Source organism: Tatumella sp. UBA2305 (assembly GCF_002345795.1).
Taxonomy (GTDB): Bacteria; Pseudomonadota; Gammaproteobacteria; order Enterobacterales; family Enterobacteriaceae; genus Tatumella; species Tatumella morbirosei.
Genome location: NZ_DDVT01000015.1, coordinates 334,469 through 357,053, shown reverse-complemented (window position 1 = coordinate 357,053; position 22,585 = coordinate 334,469). Strand labels below are relative to the sequence as shown.

The 22,585-nt window shown below is 49.5% G+C and carries 18 protein-coding genes, 1 pseudogene and 1 other annotated feature; of the genes and pseudogenes, 7 read left to right on the top strand and 12 right to left on the bottom strand.

Annotated features, from left to right (window positions below; all coding sequences use genetic code 11):
- Positions 1-13: 13 nt before the first annotated feature.
- Together B3Z23_RS08050 and osmB are read left to right on the top strand one after the other, a co-directional pair.
- A complete protein-coding gene (locus B3Z23_RS08050) occupies positions 14-1,948 on the top strand; it encodes an exoribonuclease II (RefSeq protein ID WP_294906551.1) in 1,935 nt (644 codons plus the stop codon).
- A gap of 338 nt (positions 1,949-2,286) precedes the next feature.
- The gene (osmB, locus tag B3Z23_RS08045; protein ID WP_038020765.1) at positions 2,287-2,502 is read left to right on the top strand and encodes an osmotically-inducible lipoprotein OsmB; all 216 of its coding nucleotides are present in this window, start codon (positions 2,287-2,289) and stop codon (positions 2,500-2,502) included.
- A gap of 49 nt (positions 2,503-2,551) precedes the next feature.
- Here the strand turns inward: osmB and yciH are convergent, their stop codons facing one another.
- The 5 genes from yciH to B3Z23_RS08020 form a co-directional block, all read right to left on the bottom strand.
- Entirely contained in the window at positions 2,552-2,872 is a 321-nt protein-coding gene (yciH, locus tag B3Z23_RS08040) for a stress response translation initiation inhibitor YciH (protein ID WP_414716473.1), read from the bottom strand.
- Positions 2,872-3,594 carry an orotidine-5'-phosphate decarboxylase gene (gene pyrF, locus B3Z23_RS08035; protein ID WP_294906544.1) on the bottom strand — a complete coding sequence of 241 codons (723 nt, stop codon included), beginning with the start codon at positions 3,592-3,594 and terminating at the stop codon, positions 2,872-2,874. Before pyrF ends, yciH begins: the two co-directional genes overlap by 1 nt.
- A 179-nt stretch (positions 3,595-3,773) precedes the next feature.
- A complete protein-coding gene (gene lapB, locus B3Z23_RS08030; protein ID WP_294906541.1) occupies positions 3,774-4,943 on the bottom strand; it encodes a lipopolysaccharide assembly protein LapB in 1,170 nt (389 codons plus the stop codon).
- Positions 4,944-4,949: 6 nt separating this feature from the next.
- Positions 4,950-5,261, bottom strand: coding sequence for a LapA family protein (locus tag B3Z23_RS08025; RefSeq protein WP_294906538.1), 312 nt, complete (start codon positions 5,259-5,261; stop codon positions 4,950-4,952).
- A gap of 152 nt (positions 5,262-5,413) precedes the next feature.
- The gene (locus B3Z23_RS08020; protein ID WP_294906535.1) at positions 5,414-6,136 is read right to left on the bottom strand and encodes a phosphatase PAP2 family protein; all 723 of its coding nucleotides are present in this window, start codon (positions 6,134-6,136) and stop codon (positions 5,414-5,416) included.
- A 210-nt stretch (positions 6,137-6,346) separates the two neighbouring features.
- Here B3Z23_RS08020 and ribA point away from each other — a divergent pair, with 210 nt between their 5' ends.
- Positions 6,347-6,946, top strand: coding sequence for a GTP cyclohydrolase II (gene ribA, locus B3Z23_RS08015; RefSeq protein ID WP_294906532.1), 600 nt, complete (start codon positions 6,347-6,349; stop codon positions 6,944-6,946).
- A 42-nt stretch (positions 6,947-6,988) separates the two neighbouring features.
- On the opposite strand, the gene acnA is transcribed toward ribA, so the two are convergent.
- From acnA to topA, 3 genes are all read right to left on the bottom strand, one after another.
- Positions 6,989-9,646: an aconitate hydratase AcnA gene (gene acnA, locus B3Z23_RS08010; protein WP_294906530.1), complete on the bottom strand. Its 2,658-nt coding sequence runs from the start codon at positions 9,644-9,646 to the stop codon at positions 6,989-6,991.
- 424 nt (positions 9,647-10,070) lie between these two features.
- The gene (gene cysB, locus B3Z23_RS08005) at positions 10,071-11,045 is read right to left on the bottom strand and encodes an HTH-type transcriptional regulator CysB (protein ID WP_038020935.1); all 975 of its coding nucleotides are present in this window, start codon (positions 11,043-11,045) and stop codon (positions 10,071-10,073) included.
- Between the two features lie 201 nt (positions 11,046-11,246).
- Entirely contained in the window at positions 11,247-13,853 is a 2,607-nt protein-coding gene (topA, locus tag B3Z23_RS08000) for a type I DNA topoisomerase (protein WP_294906525.1), read from the bottom strand.
- 361 nt (positions 13,854-14,214) lie between these two features.
- Here topA and B3Z23_RS07995 point away from each other — a divergent pair, with 361 nt between their 5' ends.
- On the top strand, positions 14,215-14,466 hold the full coding sequence (locus B3Z23_RS07995) for a DUF2498 family protein (RefSeq protein WP_294906522.1): 252 nt from the start codon (positions 14,215-14,217) through the stop codon (positions 14,464-14,466).
- Positions 14,467-14,517: 51 nt separating this feature from the next.
- Here the strand turns inward: B3Z23_RS07995 and sohB are convergent, their stop codons facing one another.
- Entirely contained in the window at positions 14,518-15,564 is a 1,047-nt protein-coding gene (sohB, locus tag B3Z23_RS07990) for a protease SohB (RefSeq protein WP_294906518.1), read from the bottom strand.
- Positions 15,565-15,735: 171 nt separating this feature from the next.
- Between sohB and B3Z23_RS07985 the strand changes: the two genes are divergently transcribed.
- Positions 15,736-16,497 carry a YciK family oxidoreductase gene (locus tag B3Z23_RS07985; RefSeq protein WP_294906515.1) on the top strand — a complete coding sequence of 254 codons (762 nt, stop codon included), beginning with the start codon at positions 15,736-15,738 and terminating at the stop codon, positions 16,495-16,497.
- A gap of 55 nt (positions 16,498-16,552) precedes the next feature.
- Here the strand turns inward: B3Z23_RS07985 and rluB are convergent, their stop codons facing one another.
- The 3 genes from rluB to rnm all read right to left on the bottom strand — a co-directional run bounded on the left by rluB (position 16,553) and on the right by rnm (position 19,157).
- Positions 16,553-17,476 carry a 23S rRNA pseudouridine(2605) synthase RluB gene (gene rluB / locus B3Z23_RS07980; RefSeq protein ID WP_294906512.1) on the bottom strand — a complete coding sequence of 308 codons (924 nt, stop codon included), beginning with the start codon at positions 17,474-17,476 and terminating at the stop codon, positions 16,553-16,555.
- A 164-nt stretch (positions 17,477-17,640) separates the two neighbouring features.
- Positions 17,641-18,261 (bottom strand): L-threonylcarbamoyladenylate synthase, encoded by a 621-nt coding sequence (locus B3Z23_RS07975; protein ID WP_294906509.1) that lies wholly within the window; start codon positions 18,259-18,261, stop codon positions 17,641-17,643.
- The gene (gene rnm / locus B3Z23_RS07970; RefSeq protein WP_414716472.1) at positions 18,258-19,157 is read right to left on the bottom strand and encodes an RNase RNM; all 900 of its coding nucleotides are present in this window, start codon (positions 19,155-19,157) and stop codon (positions 18,258-18,260) included. Before rnm ends, B3Z23_RS07975 begins: the two co-directional genes overlap by 4 nt.
- Before the next feature lie 146 nt (positions 19,158-19,303).
- Positions 19,304-19,408: a sequence feature (Trp leader region), on the top strand.
- A 23-nt stretch (positions 19,409-19,431) separates the two neighbouring features.
- Between rnm and B3Z23_RS07965 the strand changes: the two genes are divergently transcribed.
- Entirely contained in the window at positions 19,432-20,994 is a 1,563-nt protein-coding gene (locus tag B3Z23_RS07965) for an anthranilate synthase component 1 (protein ID WP_294906506.1), read from the top strand.
- Positions 20,994-22,584 (top strand): annotated as a pseudogene (gene trpD, locus B3Z23_RS07960) (bifunctional anthranilate synthase glutamate amidotransferase component TrpG/anthranilate phosphoribosyltransferase TrpD). The gene B3Z23_RS07965 and the pseudogene trpD overlap by 1 nt, the downstream one beginning before the upstream one ends.
- Position 22,585 lies beyond the last annotated feature (1 nt).

Genomic DNA, 22,585 nt, shown 5'->3' with positions numbered 1-22,585 from the left:
AAACTTAAAAACTATGTTCCAGGATAATCCGCTGCTGTCGCAGCTAAAACAAACGCTTCATGCCCAGACTCCACGTGCTGAGGGTGTGGTAAAAGGTACCGATAAAGGGTTCGGCTTTCTGGAAGTCGATGCCCAAAAAAGTTACTTTATCCCGCCTCCTCAAATGAAAAAAGTGATGCACGGCGATCGTATCATCGCTGTCATCCAGACGAATAATGGTAAAGAGAGCGCCGAACCGGAAACACTGGTTGAGCCTTTTCTCACGCGGTTTGTCGGACGAATTCAGAAAAAAGATGACCGGTTATCTATTATCCCTGACCACCCACTGCTCAAAGACGCCATTCAGTGCCGCCCTGCCCGAAATGTAGAACATAATTTCCAGGCGGGTGACTGGGCAGTGGCTGAGATGCGCCGCCACCCGCTGAAAGGTGATCGTAGTTTCTATGCAGAGCTCACTGAGTTCATTACCTATGCAGATGATCATCTGGCTCCGTGGTGGGTGACACTGTCACGGCATAACCTGGAACGGTCTGCTCCGGAAATTGCCTTCGGAGAGATGATGGATGAAAAACTGGAGCGTGAAGACCTGTCCGCCCTGGAGTTTATCACCATTGACAGCGCCAGTACGGAAGATATGGATGACGCGCTATTTACTGAGGAATTGCCTGGCGGCAAACTGCGGCTGACGGTGGCAATTGCTGATCCTACTGCCTACGTTGCAGAAGGCAGTGAACTGGATAAACTGGCATCACTCCGCGCCTTTACCAATTATCTGCCTGGCTTCAATATTCCGATGTTACCACGCCAGTTATCTGATGATGTCTGTTCGCTACGACCGGGTGTACGCCGTCCGGTACTGGCCTGCCACATCACAATAGGAGCAGACGGTACCCCGGAAAATGACGTACGTTTCTTTGCCGCCTGGATTGAATCTAAAGCTAAACTGGCTTACGACGATGTCTCTGACTGGCTGGAAAACACCGGAGAATGGCAACCGGCCAGCGAAACCATCGCACAACAGATCACCCTGTTGCACCGTTTCTGCCTCGCCCGCAGTGAATGGCGTCAGGCCCATGCGCTGGTGTTTAAAGATCGTCCCGATTATCGTTTCCTGTTGGGTGAAAAAGGTGAAGTGCTGGAAATTATCGCAGAACCACGCAGGATTGCTAACCGGATGATCGAGGAAGCGATGATTACTGCAAACATCTGTGCCGCTAAAGTACTGAGTGATTCGCTGGGCTTCGGTATTTATAATGTACATGCAGGCTTAGATGAGGCGAATGCTGAACAGGTTGCCGGTGTCCTTGCGGGGCATGGGATCACCGTGGATCCGAAAGAAATTGCCACCCTCGAAGGCTTCAGGGTGATGCGTCGTGAGCTTGATAGCCAGCCTACACAATATCTGGATAGCAGAATTCGCCGTTTCCAGTCATTTGCCGAAATTAGTACCCAACCCGGACCTCACTTTGGTTTAGGTCTTGATGCATACGCCACCTGGACGTCACCTATCCGGAAATATGGCGATATGGTGAATCATCGTCTGCTGAAAGCCATTATTATCGGGCAGCAACCTCAGTCACCTGCCACAGAACTGACGGCTATCATGGGAGAAAGGCGCCGCCTGAACCGTATGGCAGAACGTGACGTCGGTGACTGGCTGTATGCCCGTTACCTCGCGCCTTACGCGGGTAGTGATCAAAAATTCACCGCAGAGATTATCGATGTCTCACGTGGCGGCATGCGTGTACGGTTAACGGATAACGGTGCAGTCGCCTTTATTCCAGCGCCATTTATCCATAGTGTCCGTGACGAATTAGTCTGTTCGCAGGAAAGTGGTACCGTACAGATTAAAGGTGAAGAACGCTATCGGGTCACCGATATTATCGAAGTCACAATTGCGGAAGTCCGGATGGAAAACCGTAATGTTGTTGCACGTCCTGTCACCTGACATCACCAGACGCGTACCGGGTTACCGGTGCGCGCTGATTTCTCCCTGGTCGCGATTCCGGCATGGACGTTAAGCCCGGGTCTCAGCGAACCTCAAAACCCGCATACACCGCTGCAAATTTTAAAAATCAGCCTAAACTAAGAAAATGCTGAACTCTGATTAGGAATATTCACCATTTCCCCTGGTCAGGTAATGCATAAAATAGGGTCGGATATCGCCACGGGTTGCTGCCGCGACATATCCGGGTTTAATCATATGGCACCTGGGTTCAGGTGGATATCAATATAATTCAGTCGTCTTGTCTGCCGGAAACACGGTGAATAATTAAGGAGTTGACTGTGATAATCACAAAAAAAAGCATTACCTCTGCCCTGATTGCAACACTCATTTTATGCAGCCTGTCTGGCTGTTCAAACTGGTCAAAGCGTGACAGAAATACCGCATTAGGTGCCGGAGTTGGTGCTATCGGAGGGAATATCCTGACCGGTGGCAGCACCTTAGGAACTGTGGGCGGTGCGGCGGTCGGTGGTGTTGTCGGTCATCAGGTCCATTAATAGATCTGGCCGGAAAAGTGTGGATGAACCTTTTCCGGCTATTCCTCACCTAACCACCCGCGAGTTTGACCTTGAAACCTTTTGCTTCCAGCAATGTCTTCAGTAGATCGCGCTTGTCTCCCTGAATTTCAATATCACCTTCTTTCACTGCCCCGCCACAACCGCATTTCTTTTTTAGTTCTGCGGCGAGTTTAGACAGCTCACTATCTTCAAGGTCCAGGCCACTGATAATGCATACGCCTTTTCCCTTTCTCCCGGAGGTCTGACGGGAAATACGCACAATACCATCGCCTTTAGGACGTTCTACAGGCTGTTGTTGCGGGGTAATGCGGCCAGTTTCTGTGGAATACACCAGATGGTCTTTAGTCATCATGATACCTGCAGTGAATGTAAGATTGACGATAGTGCAACGGCAGGATCAGTAGCCTGCGTCACCGGCCGGCCAATCACCATATAATCAACACCTGCCGCTTTAGCCTGAGGAGGAGTCATAATCCGGCGCTGGTCTTGTGCATCAGTACCGGCCGGACGGATCCCCGGGGTCACCAGCCTAAAGTCAGAACCAAGTTGCTGTTTGAAAGTAACAGCTTCCCGGGCGGAACACACCACACCATCCAGACCGCAATCACGGGTCAGATTAGCCAGTAACAGGGCCTGCTCAGCCGGTGTCCGATCAATACCCAGTCCCTGTAAATCACTGGCTTCCATGCTGGTGAGAACCGTAACAGCAATCAGCAACGGTGAATTTTTTCCCATCGGCAGCAGAGCCTCACGGGCAGCATTCATCATTCGTGCCCCCCCGCTGGCATGCACATTCACCATCCACACGCCCAAATCTGCGGCAGCAGCAACTGCATGTGCCACAGTATTCGGAATATCATGAAATTTGAGATCCAGGAACACCTCAAAACCACGGTCGTGCAAGGTCTTAACCCATTCTGGCCCGAATCGGGTGAACATCTCTTTACCGACCTTAAGCCGACAACTGGTCGGATCAATCTGGTCAACCAACGACAACGCCCGATGAATATCGTCAAAATCAAGAGCGACTACTACCGGTGAAGTAACAGAAGATGGCGATAAATCAGTCATTGCAGAGTTCCTTTTAAATCAGGCAGGTGAAAGATATAGGCAAACGGCGCTTATTCTACCTGCCTGGCCTGCGATGTCACCTGTTTTGCACTTTGCCGATGTTTCCTTTAAATGATCGCTATTAGTATGTTGTAACTAATCGGAGTGTTAAAAAAACAGAACCCTCAGGTTCTGTCATTTTACTGTCCATCGAGGCCGCGAATCGGTTTAACTGTTGCCCAGCTTCGGCAGGAAGGGCAATGCCAGTAAATGGCATGGGCGGTAAAACCGCATTTATGACACCGGTAACGCGGTTTGATACGAATCTGTTCACCCACCATATCACGCAGAACCACCAGGCTCTGTTTAGCCCTGCCGTCTTCAGCATCCTGTAGGTAGTAATTTATTAGCCGGTGAAAGCCCCGGGTCGTTGGATGTTGCTCCAGTTGCTTCATCAGGAATAGCTGAGCAGCCTCAGAACCTTCGTTGTTATCAATGATATCAGCCAGGTAAAGCTCTGCGGCATTCCCCGTTTCCTGTGCGACACACTGTTGCAAAAACTCCAGCCACAATTGTGGAGAATTGAGCCGTTGATAACAACCTTCCAGTAATGATAAAACTTCACTGACCAGTTCAGGGTCTTGTTGTAAAACCCGCTGTAGCGACTGTACTGCCTTCTGCTCTTCACCTTGTTCAATGTAGATACGGCCCATCATAATCGATACCCGGGCGCACTGTTTATCTGCTGACTCGCCTTTACGCAACAAACTCATCGCTCTGTCAAGGTCATCACTACTCATGGCCTGCAGAGCCAGCTCACAGTAAAAATGAGCAATTTCGGCGGTCTGCTTCTTTTTACCCAGCTTAACCAGACGTTCCGCTGTTTCAATCGCCTGTGCCCAGTCACTGGTTTGCTGGTAAATCAGTAATAACTGCTGAAGAGCTCCTTCACGGAAATCTGTTTCATCCGTCAGTTGGCTGAACATATCTTCAGCTCTGTCGTACAGTCCGGCGGCAAGGTAATCTTTACCCAGTTGCTGAATCGCGAGTAGTCGCTGGTCATAATCCAGTGACGCACTTTCCATAAGTGACTGGTGAATTCGGATTGCGCGGTCCACCTCACCACGGGATCGAAACAGGTTACCCAGGGTCAGGTGAGCTTCAATGGCACCACTGTCCTCTTTCAGCATATCAAGAAACAGATCGACTGCTTTGTCCTGCTGATTTGAAAGTAGAAAGTTAACACCAGCGACATAATCACGTGACAGGCGATTCGCTTCCTGTTGTTTATCCTGTTGCGCGCTTCGACGGCCCATATACCACCCGTAGGCTGCAGCAACCGGCAATAACAGAAACAGCAGTTCGAGCATACAGGGTTATTCCTTCACCACAACTTTACTGTTGGTCGTGGTGGCAGCAGCAGTCGGAGTATTAAACTGCGTTTCAAGACGCTTAATTTTTCTCTGGGCACGTGACAGAGACAGGCGAACCCGTAACCAGAATAAACCACATATAACCCAGCCAAGAATAAATCCTGCGCCAAATAAGCTCGCAAGCAACGTAGACACGCGGAAATCGCCTTGAGCCAGCAGGTAATTAAAGGTCACAACTTGATCATTTTTCGCCCCAAGAGTGATTGAGATAATAAAAATGACCAAAACTACTAAAAAAATGACTAAATATTTCACAATGCATCCTGTTATCGTATTTCCCGTAAGCTCCCGACGAAAGGCTCCTGTAGCTGACGAGTGACATTTCCGGTAAACCTGCATCTTTCTATTATGGGGATGCAGAACATATTTACAATATAGCTTTACGTTTCAGCGCATCATTCCATGCTTTATCGGGTGATATAACGAGAATTTATTGCAAGACCAACAAGTATCACCAGCCATCCGGCATTAATGACAGCCATACTGGCATCCTGAGGCCAGTGCATACCCAGAGCCATCCGGCTCCAGATGACCAGCATTGCCCAGATAAACGTCACCACAACGCTGATAACATGGCCCCGCGGCCATAACCAGAACAGCATAAGCAGCGCCCAACAGGCTGCAAACATGCTATGCCCTGACGGAAAAGAGTAACCTGTTTCCGCAGCCCAGTGTTTGGTTAACCAACCAGGCAACAGCGGATTATCCCGGGTAAACTGATGAATCCGCGCACTTCGATCCACTGCCGGTATCTGGTAAAAATTCTCTGTGGGCTGTGCCGTTTCAGACTGTAACCAGACCACGTAGGGTCTCGCCTCTCTGACCTGCAATTTGATCAACGAATTGATTCCCTGCCCTCCCCACACCACAATAATGACGCTCAGCATTACCACTAACCGTTGCCGGAAAGTGCGTTGCTCATGGCGTAATTTCCACAACAACCAACCTCCGAACAGTAGCGTGGTCACAACCCCGGCCGGACGAGTTACTGTTTCAGTAAAAGCAAACAATATCAACTGCCAGTCTTCAGCCTGAGCGGGAAGCCAGTGCCAGCCAGACAGCCAGAATGACAGCGGCAGAAGCAGTAAAATTAGCATTCCGCTACAGATAAGTTTAACCAGTTTTAACATCGTATATACTTTTTCTCCGTAGCTAAATCGATAATTATCATTTTCTGAGTTTTGAGAAATACGTTAATCTGCGCCACTAGTCGGATTGTGCTTTATCTTTTTTCTGTGTCGCAGAGTATGACGCAGACTACTGATGATTGTGGCACAATAATCGCTTCAACTCTGAATTCAGAGTACTGATAATAATACGTTTTAGACAGTGGAGTTTGCATGAAACTTAAGCGGGTGGCTCAAGCCACACTGCCCACACCATGGGGTGATTTCCAGATGGTGGGTTTTGAAGAAATCAGTACCGGCAAGGATCATGTTGCACTGGTCTTTGGTGATATTTCAGGCCCTGAGCCAGTACTGGCGAGGGTTCATTCAGAATGCCTGACGGGCGATGCCTTGTTCAGTCTGAGATGTGATTGTGGTTTTCAGTTGGAGTCAGCACTGAATGCCATTGCCACCGAAGGGCGCGGGGTTCTGCTCTATCATCGTCAGGAAGGTCGTAATATCGGTTTGCTGAACAAAATACGTGCTTACTCGCTTCAGGACCAGGGATATGACACCGTCGAGGCTAACCTGAAGTTAGGTTTTGCGGCTGATGAACGCGATTTCACCCTGTGTGCTGATATGTTTAAACTGCTCGAAGTCACAGCAGTACGGTTACTGACCAACAATCCGAAAAAAGTAAGAGTCCTGACCGAAGCTGGTATAAATATTGCCGAACGGGTTCCGCTTGAGGTTGGCCGTAATCCTAAAAACACCGGTTATCTGGACACCAAAGCGCTGAAGATGGGCCACCTGCTTCACCATAACGACGATTAGTCATTGCGCCGCCCCTGTCGCAGGGGCGACATCAACTCCCCGTTATTCTTCCTGCAATAACTTCCTGATGACATAGTGCAGTATCCCGCCATTTCGGTAATACAACAACTCAGTGGCAGTATCTATCCGGCAATTCATATTCACCTGCTGCACTTGCCCATTGGTTGCCGTCAGAGTCACCGGGACACTTGCTCCCGGGGTAATTCCCGCTAATCCCTGAATATCGATAATTTCCTCACCGGTCAGTTGCAGTGTTTTACGGCTAACCCCCGCAGGGAATTCCAGCGGCAGAATCCCCATCCCAATAAGATTTGAGCGGTGGATTCGCTCAAATGACTCAGCAATCACCACCCTTACTCCCTGTAATCTTGGTCCTTTCGCTGCCCAGTCGCGACTGGAGCCCGAACCGTACTCTTTACCGGCAATAATTGCCAGCGGCGTACCGTCCTGCTGATACTTCATCGCCGCATCATAGATTGAAAGCTGCTGTTGCTGAGGAAAATAACGTGTGTAGCCACCTTCGGTGCCGGGGACTATTTCATTGCGTATACGAATATTAGCAAAGGTCCCTCGCATCATAACTTCATGATTACCTCGTCGGGATCCATAAGAGTTATAATCCTCCGGGGCAACCCCCTGCTCTGCCAGATAGCGGCCAGCAGGACTATCGGCTTTAATGTTCCCGGCAGGGGAAATATGGTCTGTCGTCACGGAATCACCCAGCATGGCCAAAACCCGGGCTGACTGTATGTCCGCCACTTCCGGTACCGAACTGTCCATTAGATCAAAGAACGGGGCCTTACGAATATACGTAGAGGTAGCATCCCAGGAGTATAGCGCACTGTTACTGACCGAAATTTTCTGCCATTCTTCGCTTCCCTGAAACACCTCAGCATACTCTTTATGAAACATACTACTATTGACTTTCTGGACCGCCTGGTCTGTCTCCCCGGGCGTCGGCCAGATATCTTTCAGCCAGACAGGATGACCATCACTCCCTGTACCGAGCGGTGACTCTTCCAGATTGATGTTCAGATTACCGGCAAGCGCATAGGCAACCACCAACGGCGGAGAGGCCAGCCAGTTAGTTTTGACCAACGGATGGATACGCCCTTCAAAGTTACGGTTTCCGGATAATACTGCCCCGACAGTCAGGTCGGCAGTTTTAATTGCATTTTCAACCTCGTCAGATAAAGGCCCGGAATTACCGATACAGGTTGTACAGCCGTATCCCACCAGGTTGAATCCCAGCTGATTCAGAGATTCTGTTAATCCTGCGGAGGCCAGATAATCTGTCACCACTTTGGATCCCGGAGCCAGGGAAGCTTTTACCCACGGCTGACGTTTCAACCCACGAGCCACAGCTTTTTTAGCCAGTAAACCAGCGGTCATCATGACGGCGGGATTTGAGGTATTTGTGCAGGAGGTAATCGCTGCAATGACCACAGAGCCATCAACGGGAAGCCCGGGCTCTTCAGATGTCGTGCCAGCCGCAGTGTGACCGGTTTGGGCCGCCAGCTCAAAAGCTTCCGGAACTTTATTCAGCGCCACCCTGTCCTGAGGGCGTTTCGGCCCGGCCAGACTACTGACTACTTCTGACATATCCAGGGACAGACTACTGGTGAATACCGGCTCATCACCCGCTTCACGCCACAATCCCTGGGCTTTGGCATAAGCTTCAGTCAGCGCAATCTGTTCATCACTACGACCGGTGAGGGCCATATAGTCCAGAGTTACCTGATCTATCGGGAAAAAACCACAAGTGGCACCATACTCCGGAGCCATATTAGCGATGGTCGCTCTGTCTGCCAGTGGCAGATCTGCCAGCCCGTCACCATAAAATTCGACGAACTTACCGACCACCCCATGTTTTCTGAGCATCTGGGTCACCGTTAATACCAGATCTGTGGCTGTAATACCGGGGCCTAATTTTCCACTTAGCCTGAACCCAACAACTTCGGGGATCAACATAGATACAGGCTGACCAAGCATTGCCGCCTCAGCTTCAATCCCCCCCACGCCCCAGCCCAGCACTCCGAGTCCGTTGATCATGGTGGTATGCGAATCAGTGCCGACCAAAGTATCTGGATAAATCAGCGTGCCGTTTTCTGTTTCCTGTTGCCAGACAGCCTGTCCCAGGTATTCAAGATTAACCTGATGACAGATACCGGTACCGGGTGGCACAACACGGAACTGACGGAAAGCCTGTTGCCCCCAGCGCAAAAAGATATAACGCTCATGATTTCGCTGCATTTCCAGGCCAACATTTTGCACAAAGGCATTCTGCTGGCCGGCATAATCTACGGTAACTGAGTGATCAATCACCAGATCGACCGGTGAAAGTGGATTTACTTTACTGACATCTCCGCCCAGCCTGGCAACGGCTTCACGCATGGCAGCAAGATCAACGACTGCAGGTACGCCGGTAAAATCCTGCATCAGCACGCGCGCCGGGCGGTAGGCTATTTCCCGGTCGGCTTTAGCCTCTTTCAGCCAGTCAATAACCGCAAGGATATCCTGTTGCGTGACAGTTTGATCGTCCTGCCAGCGCAGGAGGTTCTCCAGTAATATTTTGAGTGATTTCGGGAGTGCAGTACAGGGACGGGTCAGTGATTCCAGTTCGGGAAGGCTGTAATAGCTGTAATTTCTGCCATTAACCGCCAGTACCTTCTGGCTGCGCTCACGTAATGATAACGACATAGCTCCTCCTTTGCAGTGGCAAAGACCCCGCAAATTAACAGGGTTTATTTAAAAATAGACCAAATAAAAGGAGTTGTTTTCCTGATAACACTAAATAACAAACTTTAAACAGTTAACTAACAGGTAAACAGCCGGATAATGATGAGCCCGGCGAACAACCAGAACAGAGTGCAGACGATTAAAGCCGTCAGCCAAATCCGGCGTCGATACAGATGTAGGGAAATGATTTCATCAGGATGAAAAAAACGCTGAACTGAATGGATGAAAGCTGAAAAGAACATAGTACCTCCCTGTTAGACAAGAATAACGCCCCGAGCCGAAACTAATCCGGGCGTTACTACTTTGCGAGTCATCCTTGACAGGCATGGATAGCATAAGAGAAAACCGTATGCCCCGCAGAAGAAATGATGCGGTTTGCAATATTTTATTTAACCGGCAGGCGGATATCCTTGAACATCGCTTCAATATCTTCATTAGACCGCAACGCAATCGCAGTATCCACCACGTCTCTGGTAAGATGCGGCGCGAAACGCTGAATGAAGTCATACATATAGGTCCGAAGGAAGCTACTGCTACGGAATCCGATTTTAGTGGTGCTGTAAGTAAAAATATCTGATGCCTCAATTTTCACCAGATCAGGGTCTGAAACCGGATCAATCGCCATACTGGCAATCACTCCAATGCCTAAACCCAGACGGACATAGGTTTTGATCACATCTGCATCGGTTGCGGTGAACACTATCTTTGGGGTTAGTCCGGCGTGATTAAACGCCGAATCCAGCTCTGAACGCCCGGTAAAACCAAAGGTATAAGTCACCAGCGGATACTCAGCTAAGTCATGAATCGTCACATGAGACTTTTCGCTAAGTGGATGTCCGGGAGGAACGACAATCGCGCGATTCCAGTGGTAACACGGTAACATGACCAGATCGTCATACAGATGCAGCGCTTCGGTGGCTATCGCAAAATCGGCATTCCCTTTGGAGACAGCTTCGGCTATCTGCATCGGTGAACCCTGATGCATATGCAGTGAAACACGAGGGTAACGTTGAATAAAACCTTTGATTACCGGAGGAAGTGCATAACGGGCCTGTGTGTGCGTGGTTGCGACATACAGTGAACCCTGGTCAGGCCAGGTATGCTCACCAGCCACTGATTTTATAGCATCAACTTTAGACAGGACTTCGCGGGCAATTCGGATAATTTCATCGCCTGCCGGGGTGACCTGAGTCAGGTGCTTTCCACTACGGGAGAAGATCTGAACACCCAGCTCGTCTTCCAGCATTCGGACTTGTTTACTGATACCCGGCTGGGAGGTATATAACCCTTCGGCCGTCGAGGAAACATTAAGATTATGGTTTACAACTTCGACGATATAGCGCAATTGCTGTAATTTCATAGCCCACCATTCAGAACAAGGGGCACTCAGTGCCTGCATACCTGCAAAGAGTTATCTGGTAAAAATTGTCGAATCCTTAACAGACAGCACATTCATTTTTTCTATAACCACTATAGCATTAAAATATTATCAACAGAACAAATAGCTATATAAGTTAAAAGTAAAAAAGCCAGCAAAAGCTGGCCTTTTTCACAGAAAAAATTATTTTTTAGCTTCCTGCCATTTCCCGTCAATATAGAACATTGACCAGCCTGTTGCCTTACCGTCTTTTTCCGAAGAGATATATTGCTGTTTGGTTTTTCGACTAAAGCGAACCATAGCCTTGTTACCTTCCGGATCCGTCACTGGCGCTTCTGTCAGGTAGCTGAATTTTTCCGGCAAACGATCACTGAAGCGTTTTAATTCTTCCACCAGCGGTGCGCGGGTTTCGCGGGATTTCGGGAAGGTGTTAGCAGCCAGGAATATGCCGGCTGCACCGTCACGCAACACGAAATAAGCATCCGATTTTTCACAGGCAAGTTCAGGTAACGGTACCGGATCTTCTTTCGGAGGTGCTACATCACCATTCCGAAGAATTTTTCGGGTATTTTTACACGCCTCATTGGTACAGGCCATATATTTACCAAAACGCCCCATTTTCAGGTGCATTTCACTGCCGCATTTTTCACATTCCACAATCGGGCCGTCATAACCCTTAATGCGGAACTCACCCTCTTCAATTTCATAACCATCACAGGAGGGGTTATTACCGCAAACATGCAGCTTACGCTTCTCATCAATCAGATAACTGTCCATCGCAGTACCACATTTGCGACAGCGAGGACGTGCACGTAACGCATTGGTTTCTGCATCATCGCCTTCCAGAACATTAAGGACTTCATTCTCAGGAATCAGATTGATTGTTTGTTTACAGCGCTCTTTCGGTGGTAATGCATAACCTGAGCAGCCGAGGAACACCCCGGTGGTAGCGGTACGAATTCCCATATGGCGCTGACAGGTCGGACACTCGATAGAGGTCACCACCATCTGGTTAGGCTGCATACCACCATCCTGTGGGTCTTTGTCTGCCTGTTCCAGTTGCTGACTAAAATCAGTGAAAAAATGATCCAGCACTGCACGCCATTCGGCCTGATTATTGGCAACCTGGTCAAGATTATCTTCCATGCGGGCAGTAAAATCGTAATTCATTAATTCGCGAAAATTATCTTCCAACCGGTCAGTGACAATTTCACCCATTTTCTCAGCATAAAAGCGGCGGCTTTCGGTCCTGACATAGCCACGATCCTGGATCGTCGAAATGATAGAGGCGTAAGTCGAAGGACGACCGATTCCCCGCTTTTCCAGCTCACGCACCAGAGATGCTTCACTGAAACGGGCCGGCGGTTTGGTAAAATGCTGCGCAGGTACAACATCCAACAATGACGGTAATTCACCAACATCAACCGCAGGCAGCGTTAAATCATCATCATTTTTACGCAGTGCCGGCATCACCCGGGTCCAGCCATCGAAGCGTAAAGTACGACCTTTGGCTTTCAGACGATACTCGCCCGCCTGGACCGTCAGCGTGGTGGAGTCATATTTGGCCGAGACCATCTGACAGGCAACAAACTGGCGCCAGATCAGCTGATAAAGCTTCTGCGCGTCAGCTTCCATATCTTTTAACTGATCGGCTTCCACATTCACATCAGAAGGACGAATGGCTTCATGCGCCTCCTGCGAGTTATCTTTGTTGGCATACACGGTAGCGGTTTTTGGTAAATAATTATCACCAAAGTGTCCTTCGATGTAGCCACGGGCCATTTCAATCGCGTCCTGACTCAGGTTAGTAGAGTCTGTACGCATATAAGTGATATGCCCTGCCTCATACAGACGCTGAGCCATCATCATGGTTTTTTTCACCCCGAAGCCGAGCCGCGTACTCGCGGCCTGCTGCAGAGTGGAAGTGATAAACGGCGCACCCGGTTTACTGCTGGTTGGCCTGTCTTCACGTTCAGTCACCTGATAGCTGGCTTTTTCCAGCAGCGCGACAGCAGACTGCGTGTCGGCTTTGTTTTCCGGACGAAATGCAGTCTCACCCTGGTGAGTCACCCGCATCTTGAGTTCATCCCCCTTGGGAGTATTCAGGCGGACATCAACCTCCCAATACTCTTCAGGAACAAAGGCCTTAATTTCGCGTTCACGCTCTACCACCAGCCGGACTGCCACTGACTGAACACGTCCGGCAGATAAACCACGGGCGATTTTTTTCCATAACAGTGGCGAGACCATATAACCCACAACACGGTCCATAAAACGCCGTGCCTGCTGGGCATTGACGCGATCAATATTCAGTTCACCAGGCTGTTCGAATGCCTGACGAATAGCATTTTTAGTAATTTCGTTAAACACCACGCGGCTGAAGCGTTTATCATCCCCACCAATCACTTCACGCAGGTGCCAGGCAATCGCTTCTCCTTCTCTGTCCAAATCCGTTGCGAGATAAATGTGGTCAGCATCAGCAGCAAGAGCCTGAAGCTCAGAAACGACTTTTTCTTTACCCGGTAAAATCTGGTAGTTAGCTTTCCAGCCATGCCAGGGATCGACGCCCATACGGTTGACCAGTGCGCTTTTCTCGTCTTTCTTACCGGTTTTCGTTGTTTTCGTTGCTTTCGCCTTACCGGTCTCAGCTGTTTTCTTCGCCAGAGAACCACTGGTCGGCAGATCACGGATATGACCCACACTTGATTTAACAACGTAGCCACTGCCAAGGTATTTATTAATAGTTTTAGCCTTTGCAGGTGACTCAACAATAACGAGTGCTTTACCCATAGATAACTTTACCTAATAAAAACGTCCTGAAGAACGGGAGAGGTTCACTCCCCCTGATTTGCAACAACCGTAGCTGCCGCCAACTCCTGCTTATCACGCCAGATCATCGTTCACTGAACATTGCCCGAATAATAACAGCATGATTAAAATAATATTTTACTCAGGCATCTGACCTGTTTTCGGTCTGAACTCCCTGATACTGAAATCGTCCACACTGTACCTGATAAAATCTGTTACGCAACTTTATTAGCATCCTTGTGGATTTCACGCCACTAATCGCACCAATAATTTTGTGTCTGCGGTGATACTCTTTTACAATAACCCTTATTATTGTAATGGCATTCACCCACCGGAGCAGAAAATGACGACCTCTCCTGAAGCGCTTGATGCTACCTCACTGATTACTCTGGCGAATCACAAACTCAAACAGCACCAGGATTACTTTCCTGGTATGGAAATCTCAGCAGTTCGCCAGCAAGGAGCCTTGTTGATTTTCAGTGGCCCGTGGTTTGCTGACAATCACGGAATGCCTACCCGACAGAGCACGCTCGCCTTCAATATGTTCAAGTCCCTGACCATTGAACTGTCGTCACAATACTGTCTGAAAGAATAACCCCGGCAGAAGCCGGGGTTGATAATTGTCTGAATAGCTATTCGTTGTGACTTATAACAGCGGCTTTTCACCCTTTTGCCACCATTTGAGTAGCAGGCGTTCGGCGACACTGGCACCACTTTGGGTAAAACGTTCAATAATACTTTTCTTTTTACTGTAACTGACTGACAGCAAATTAAATTCATCCATTTTCTTAATGATAACGTCATCACTGGTCGCTATTTCATCGATGAGACCGTTTTCAAGAGCCTGCCTTCCATACCAGTGTTCACCTGTCGCGACAGCATCAATATCCAGTGACGGTCGCATCTGATGCACAAATGATTTAAATAATTGATGTGTTTCGTTCAAATCTTCACGGAATTTTTCCCTGCCTGCATCGGTATTCTCACCAAGCAGAGTCAGCGTTCGTTTATACTGACCCGCTGTATGAAGCTCGATATCAATATCGTTGCGTTTCAGTAATCGGTTAAAGTTGGGCACCTGAGCAACCACACCAATCGAACCAATAATTGCAAAGGGTGCAGCAACGATATGTGAGGCTACACAGGCCATCATGTAACCTCCGCTGGCGGCCACTTTATCTACTGCTGCTGTTAACGGAATTCCGTGGTCACGCAACCGCTGTAACTGTGATGCCGCCAGACCATAGCCGTGTACTACTCCACCAGGACTTTCCAGTTTCAGCAGAACCTCATCACCCGGCACGGCCACAGAAAGCACGGCTGAAATCTCCTTGCGTAACGACGCAACCTCACCCGCATCCATACTCCCTTTAAAATCCAGCAAAAATAGCGTCTTAGCTGGCTGACTGATATTACCCTGCTTAGCCTGAGTTTTTTCAGCCTTAGCGTTGGCCTTTTGCTGCTTTTTCTGCTCTTTCAGCCAGGATTTTCGTGCGTATTCAGGTAATTTCTCCACAGACAACGTCTGCTTAAGTGCCTTATAGTCTTCCCCGGGATGTCCCAGATTTAATTGCCCCTGGCTACCTTTTTTGCGAGAAGATACACCGACAATCACCAGTACCAACGCAATAATCGCCACAACGACCGTGACAATTTTGGCTAAAAACAGCCCGTATTCTGCAATAAAACTCACTCAGTCCACCTTAGTCATAATCCGTTGAAATGCCTGAACTCCCGGCCAAAATAAGAGATAACGCCCAACCACATCCTGCTAAACCGGAAGATTAACAGCCTGTCATCACATTCTATCATATGATAATTTACGACATAACTGTATGAAATCTAATAAAACAAAGGACCGTCTGTGAACAACATCCCGGGCAGTAGCCTGCTGAAAAATCGCACAATTTTAGTCACCGGAGCTTCAGATGGAATTGGCCGTGAAGCTGCAATTACCTATGCAAGACAGGGTGCCAGAGTCATACTCACTGGGCGTAATCCACAAAAACTGCAACTGGTACGCCAGACTATCGATTCCCTGCAACAGCAACCTGCCAGTGTACTGGTTCTGGACCTTGCCACAGCGACTGCAGAAGATTACCAGCAATTTGCCCGTGAGGTTGCCAGTATCACACCCACGCTCGAAGGATTACTGCATAATGCCGGGATACTCGGCACCCTCCAGCCGATGGCAGAAATCAGCACAGAGGAATGGCATCAGGTACTTAAAATAAACCTTGATGCCAGTTTCTTCCTCACCCGGGCTTTGCTGCCACTGTTGCTTAATGCCAGTCAGGCATCGCTGGTATTCACCAGCTCCAGCGTCGGTCGTCAGGGGCGTGCTGGCTGGGGTACCTACTCAGTATCCAAATTCGCGACTGAAGGCATGATGCAGGTGCTCGCCAACGAATATAAAGACAGTGGATTGCGGGTGAATTGTATAAATCCGGGAGGCACACGCACGACCATGCGCGCCAGCGCTTTCCCACAGGAAAACGCCAGTCTCCTGAAAACACCTGCCGATATTATGCCGGTCTACCTGCATGTAATGAGTGATGCCAGTATCGGTCAGACAGGAATTAGTTTTGATGCACAGCCAGGACGCAAAGCCGGTCCAGCCAGTTAGTTCGATAAAAAACCCCGGATTTCCGGGGTTTTCTGATTACACCTGAAATTATGATTCAGCCGTTACCGTTATTTCTTTTAGACGCCGGTCGGGCCGCAGTATTTCGGCCTGATGACGGACGACGGTTAGCCGGCGTTTTACTGCTCAGCTGACTGTGTTTTTTCACCGCGCGACGAATCTGATTAGCCTTAGTACGACGACGATCTTTCTCTACTGCCAGTTTAGTCACTGTCTCTTCCGGCATTTCAACCAGCTGACGCAGGTAGTTAACCGATGTCAGGTCCATCTCCATATAACCGCCACGGGGTAAGCCTTTTGGCAGTACAATATCACCGTAACGAACACGAATCAGCCTGCTGACCTGTACTCCGACAGCTTCCCATAAACGACGGACCTCACGGTTCCGCCCTTCGGTCAGCGTGACATTATACCACTGATTAAGGCCTTCACCGCCGCCAAACTTCAACGTTTTAAACGCTGCCGGGCCATCCTCCAGTTGAACACCCAGACTTAGCTGACGAATTTTCTCATCATCAATCTGCCCGAACACCCTTACCGCATATTCGCGCTCTACTTCCCGGCTTGGATGCATCAGGCGGTTAGCCAGCTCACCATCTGTGGTAAATAACATTAAACCACAAGTATTGACATCGAGCCGCCCTACTGCAATCCAGCGGGCACCATTAAGACGGGGTAAGCGGTCGAAAACTGTTGGACGACCTTCAGGATCATTACGGGTACATAACTCACCTTCGGGCTTATAGTAGGCCAGGACACGGCAGACTTCACTGGCCGTCTCGGCGACACGCACCAGATGACCATCGATTCGGATTTTAAGAGAACTTCCGGTTTCTACGCGGTCACCCAGAGTGGCGATTTTCCCGTCCACGCTGACCCGTCCGGCAGAGATAATGGCTTCGATTTCACGGCGGGAACCATGTCCGGCCCGCGCTAAAACTTTTTGTAACTTTTCGCTCATGGAGCAGCCTCACTGTCGCCTTCCCAGGCCTCAGGTTTAATGTGCATTTAATATAAAAATCAAATACTTAGGTAAATACTGACTGCCATTATACAGGATGACAGTCATAATGTAACTGTTTTATTTTACCAGCAACCGCGGCGAGTCTGCCACCACAGTCAGGTTTACTGGAAAGGTCCCGGGTCGCCGGCACCTTCGCGCAGGACTTCCGGGGCATCCCCGGTTAAGTCGACGACAGTTGTCGGTTGCTGACCGATAGTCCCCCCATTGAGGATAAGATCGACTTGCTTACCTATACTCATCTGGATTTCTTCCGGGTCGGATTCGGCAAAATCATTACCGGGCAACATCAGAGTGGTTGACATCATCGGTTCATTCAAAGCTTCAAGCAATGCCTGAGCCACCGGATGAGACGTTACACGCAAACCAATAGTCTTGCGCTTTTCGTTCATTAAGCGGCGTGGCACCTCTTTGGTCGCTTTAAGTAAAAAAGTGTAGCTGCCCGGGGTGTTATTTTTAATCAGCCGGAAAGCACTGTTATCCACCTGAGCATAGGTCGACAGCTCTGATAAATCACGGCACATCAGGGTAAAATTATGATGATCATTCAACTGACGCAGGCGACAGATTCTTTCCAGCGCAGATTTGTCTTCCAGACGGCAGCCAAGGGCATATCCTGAATCCGTCGGGTATACAATTACTCCGCCTTTATTCAGATAATCGACCGCCTGACTGATCAGCCGGGGTTGCGGATTTTCCGGATGGATATAAAAAAACTGACTCATACTTCACTCCCTGCACCAGGAATTACCGGTGCCACACTTTGAATTTCAGGAAAACGTAACCAGACAGCTTCGGCATCTGCCGGTAACCAGAGCTTACGGCCCAGTTCTATCCAGGCACAGGGCTGGTGAAAGTCCGAGCCCTGAGAAGCCGCCAGTCCATATTCCTGAGAATATTTTGCCAGTTGCTGACGTTCATCGGGAGGCTGCTGACATTGCGCCACCTCCATCGCATCACCACCAGCTTCTGCAAAAAACTTAAGTAATCTTTTTAACCATTTTGCTGACAGGTCATAACGACCGGGGTGAGCAACTACAGCTCTGCCCCCTGACTGGTGTATGGCTTCAATGGCTTGTTCTATTGTACACCATTGTGCCGGAACATATCCGGTTTTGCCCCTAGCCAGATATAGTTTAAACACCTGGGCCATTGTTGCTGCCTTACCGCATTCCACCAGATAGCGCGCAAAATGCCCGCGGGTGATTTGCCCTGCCCCCGCCAGAACTGTGGCCCCTTCCAGCGCCCCCGGGACACCGGCTTTTTCCAGACGGCGGGCGATTTCTGCTGCACGTGCCTGGCGTTTCTGGTGCTGGTTTTGCAGCAGACTACAGATGGCAGGATGACTGATATCCATGCCGAGCCCGACAATGTGAATTTCATGATTCTCCCACAACGTAGATACTTCTACGCCAGTTATCAGTGTCAGGGGTAACTGGTGTCTGGTAATCGCCTGTTGTGCAGGAATAATCGCGGCGGTGGTGTCATGATCGGTAATCGCCAGTACATTAACACCGCGTTCATGTGCACGTATAACAAGCTCTTCTGGACTTAATACCCCGTCAGATGCCCGTGTGTGGCTGTGTAAATCGTAAAGCTGAAATGCCGTTCGCTCGGTCAATTTAACTCCAATAGCTAGTGTGCTCTGACGTATTGTGGCATTTTTGCAATAAGTGAAAAAGATGTATTGACAACCCACTCACGAACCAGTTAACTAGTACACAAGTTCAGATAAGGATACTTCTCATGTTGGTTTATACTCATTCTTTCCGTTGGTGGCGCATGACTCTCCCTTAAAGGGCGATGTTGTCGTGCACCGTAAGTATAACCACAGTGCAGATTTCAGGGCCCGCGAATCGCGGGCTTTTTTTTGAAAAAAATTCAGAGAAATAACCATGGCTACAGCAAAACCAAAATTAAAACTTATTACCGGTGATGCCCCATACCGGCATGATCCGGCAGCGGTTTTCAACCAGCTTTGCGGGGCACGTCCGGCCACTCTGCTGCTGGAATCTGCAGATGTCGACAGTAAAAACAATCTCCAGAGTCTGTTGATTACCGACAGCGCGTTGCGTATCAGCGCCATAGGGCGCCAGGTCTCAGTTCAGGCTTTATCGGAAAACGGCGCCAGCCTGTTGCCATTGCTGGATGCTGCGTTACCAGACAGTGTGGAAATTCAGGCCAGACCAGACGGACGTGAGTTGTTTTTTCCCGTCATTGATCCCCTACAGGATGAAGATTCCCGCCTGAAGTCCGTTTCGGTGCTTGATGCTCTGCGATTAATCCCGACATTAATTAACCACAGTGGTGATCAACGTGAAGCCGTGATGTTGGGTGGCTTGTTTGCTTACGACCTGGTGGCCGGATTCGAAACATTACCGGAACTCGATAATCATCAGCGTTGTCCTGATTACTGTTTTTATCTGGCTGAAACACTGTTGGTTATCGACCACCAGTCACAGACAGCCCGATTACAGGCAAGTGTATTTACTCCGTCTGCCAGTGAATTCCAACGACTGCAACAGCGTATTCATCAACTGCATCAACAAATGCAGCAGCCAGCACCGGCACTGGTCGCTCAGAAAGTCGGGCAAATGGAGCTGAGTTGTAATCAAAGTGATGAAGTCTATTGTGAGGTCGTCAGCCGTTTACAACATGCCATTCGTATTGGTGAAATTTTTCAGGTCGTTCCCTCCCGGCGCTTCTCGTTACCCTGCCCGTCACCACTGGCAGCCTACGATACGCTAAAAACCAGCAACCCAAGTCCTTATATGTTTTACATGCAGGACAACGATTTCACGCTGTTCGGGGCATCGCCGGAAAGTTCACTGAAATACTCCGCCTCATCACGTCAGATAGAGATTTACCCGATTGCGGGGACCCGTCCTCGTGGCCGTAATGCTGCCGGAGATCTTGACCGTGATCTCGACAGTCGTATTGAGCTTGAAATGCGCACTGACCATAAAGAACTGGCTGAGCACCTGATGCTGGTTGATTTAGCCCGTAATGATCTGGCCCGTATTTGCGTACCTGGTACCCGTCATGTCGCTGACCTGACAAAAGTTGACCGCTATACCTTTGTGATGCATCTGGTTTCGCGGGTCATTGGAACATTGCGCGAAGACCTTGACGTACTTCACGCCTACCGGGCGGTGATGAATATGGGAACGCTGAGCGGAGCCCCAAAAGTCAGGGCGATGCAACTCATTGCAGAATCTGAGGGTACACGACGCGGATCCTATGGTGGTGCGGTTGGATATTTTACCGGCACAGGTGATTTCGATACCTGTATTGTTATCCGTTCGGCTTATGTTGAAGACGGAATTGCCACTGTGCAAGCTGGCGGTGGCGTGGTTCTCGATTCCATACCTCAGGCAGAAGCCGATGAAAGCCGCAATAAGGCACGTGCCGTGTTACGAGCCATCGCTACAGCCCATCACTGCAAGGAGATTTTCTGATGGCCGATATTCTACTGCTGGATAACTTTGATTCTTTTACCTATAACCTGGTCGATCAGTTACGTTCCTTTGGACATCATGTGGTGGTGTACCGCAACAATCTGCCGGTTGAAACGCTGACTGAACGCCTGAGTAATATGGAGAATCCGGTTTTAATGCTCTCACCTGGCCCTGGCGCACCGGCAGACGCCGGATCTATGCCCGGATTACTTAAAGCTATGCGAGGCAAGGTCCCAATTATCGGTATCTGTCTGGGCCACCAGGCCATTGTAGAAAGCTATGGTGGTATTGTCGGTCAGGCGGGAGAAATTTTACACGGTAAAGCGTCCGCCATCAGCCATGATGGTCAGGCGATGTTCAGTGGTTTGCCTAACCCGCTGCCGGTTGCCCGCTACCACTCCCTTGTCGGCAGCAATATCCCCGCAGATATCACGGTGAATGCCACCTTTAACGGTATGGTGATGGCCATCCGTGATGATGAGGATAAAGTCTGTGGCTTCCAGTTTCATCCGGAGTCGATTCTGACCACACAGGGAGCAAAATTACTTGAACAAACTTTGGCCTGGGCACTTGATAAATAAGGACGAAGAAATGCAGCAGATACTGGAACAGTTATACCAGGGAAAAATCATCAACCAGACAGAAAGCGAACAACTTTTCTCGGCCATTGTGACCGGTGAAATGGACCCGGTGTCACTGGGAGCCGCATTAATTGCCATGAAAGTTCGCGGTGAAACGCCAGCGGAAATAGCGGGTGCTGCCACCGCATTATTGGCCAATGCCCGTGAATTTCCCCGCCCTGACTACAGGTTTGCGGATATTGTCGGAACCGGAGGGGACGGCAGTAACAGTATTAATATCTCTACTGCCAGTGCCTTTGTCGCAGCCGCCTGTGGACTTAAAGTGGCGAAACACGGCAACCGTAGCGTTTCCAGCAAGTCGGGGTCATCTGACCTGTTGGCCGCTTTTGGTATTAATCTGGATATGACACCTGAATCTGCCCGCCAGGCCCTGGATGAGCAGAATGTCTGTTTCCTGTTCGCTCCGCAATACCACAGTGGATTTCGTTATGCGATGCCGGTGCGTAAACAGTTACAGACCAGGACATTATTCAACGTTCTTGGTCCATTGATTAACCCGGCACGCCCGCCATTAGCGTTAATTGGTGTATATAGCCCCGGGTTAATCCAGCCGGTCGCTGAAACGCTTAAAGTGCTTGGATACCAACGCGCAGCCGTTGTTCATGGCGGTGGAATGGATGAAATCGCCATTCACGCGCCGACAATAGTGGCCGAATTACGGGAGGGTGAAATCACCCGCTACGAAATCAGCCCTCCAGACTTCGGGCTTGATTTTCATGACAAAGAGTCGCTGGCAGGCGGTACGCCTGAGGAAAATCGTGATATTTTACGTCAGTTGCTACAGGGTAATGGTCAGCCAGCCCATGAGCAGGCAATTGCGGCTAATGTCGCTATGCTGATGAAATTGTTCGGCAATGAAGATTTGCGTGAAAACGCAGAACGGGCAATCGCTGTCATTCGCAGTGGCCGGGCTTACGAATTAGTGACTGCACTGGCAGCAAGAGGATAAT

Excerpts from the sequence above, each read along its gene's own strand:
- B3Z23_RS07995 (WP_294906522.1), top strand. The coding sequence starts at position 14,215 with ATGACGACCTCTCCTGAAGCGCTTGATGCTACCTCACTGATTACTCTG.
- cysB (WP_038020935.1), bottom strand. The coding sequence starts at position 11,045 with ATGAAATTACAGCAATTGCGCTATATCGTCGAAGTTGTAAACCATAAT.
- B3Z23_RS07965 (WP_294906506.1), top strand. The coding sequence starts at position 19,432 with ATGGCTACAGCAAAACCAAAATTAAAACTTATTACCGGTGATGCCCCA.
- yciH (WP_414716473.1), bottom strand. The coding sequence starts at position 2,872 with ATGACTAAAGACCATCTGGTGTATTCCACAGAAACTGGCCGCATTACC.
- pyrF (WP_294906544.1), bottom strand. The coding sequence starts at position 3,594 with ATGACTGATTTATCGCCATCTTCTGTTACTTCACCGGTAGTAGTCGCT.
- B3Z23_RS08020 (WP_294906535.1), bottom strand. The coding sequence starts at position 6,136 with ATGTTAAAACTGGTTAAACTTATCTGTAGCGGAATGCTAATTTTACTG.
- B3Z23_RS07975 (WP_294906509.1), bottom strand. The coding sequence starts at position 18,261 with ATGAGTCAGTTTTTTTATATCCATCCGGAAAATCCGCAACCCCGGCTG.
- rluB (WP_294906512.1), bottom strand. The coding sequence starts at position 17,476 with ATGAGCGAAAAGTTACAAAAAGTTTTAGCGCGGGCCGGACATGGTTCC.
- B3Z23_RS08050 (WP_294906551.1), top strand. The coding sequence starts at position 14 with ATGTTCCAGGATAATCCGCTGCTGTCGCAGCTAAAACAAACGCTTCAT.
- lapB (WP_294906541.1), bottom strand. The coding sequence starts at position 4,943 with ATGCTCGAACTGCTGTTTCTGTTATTGCCGGTTGCTGCAGCCTACGGG.
- ribA (WP_294906532.1), top strand. The coding sequence starts at position 6,347 with ATGAAACTTAAGCGGGTGGCTCAAGCCACACTGCCCACACCATGGGGT.
- topA (WP_294906525.1), bottom strand. The coding sequence starts at position 13,853 with ATGGGTAAAGCACTCGTTATTGTTGAGTCACCTGCAAAGGCTAAAACT.
- acnA (WP_294906530.1), bottom strand. The coding sequence starts at position 9,646 with ATGTCGTTATCATTACGTGAGCGCAGCCAGAAGGTACTGGCGGTTAAT.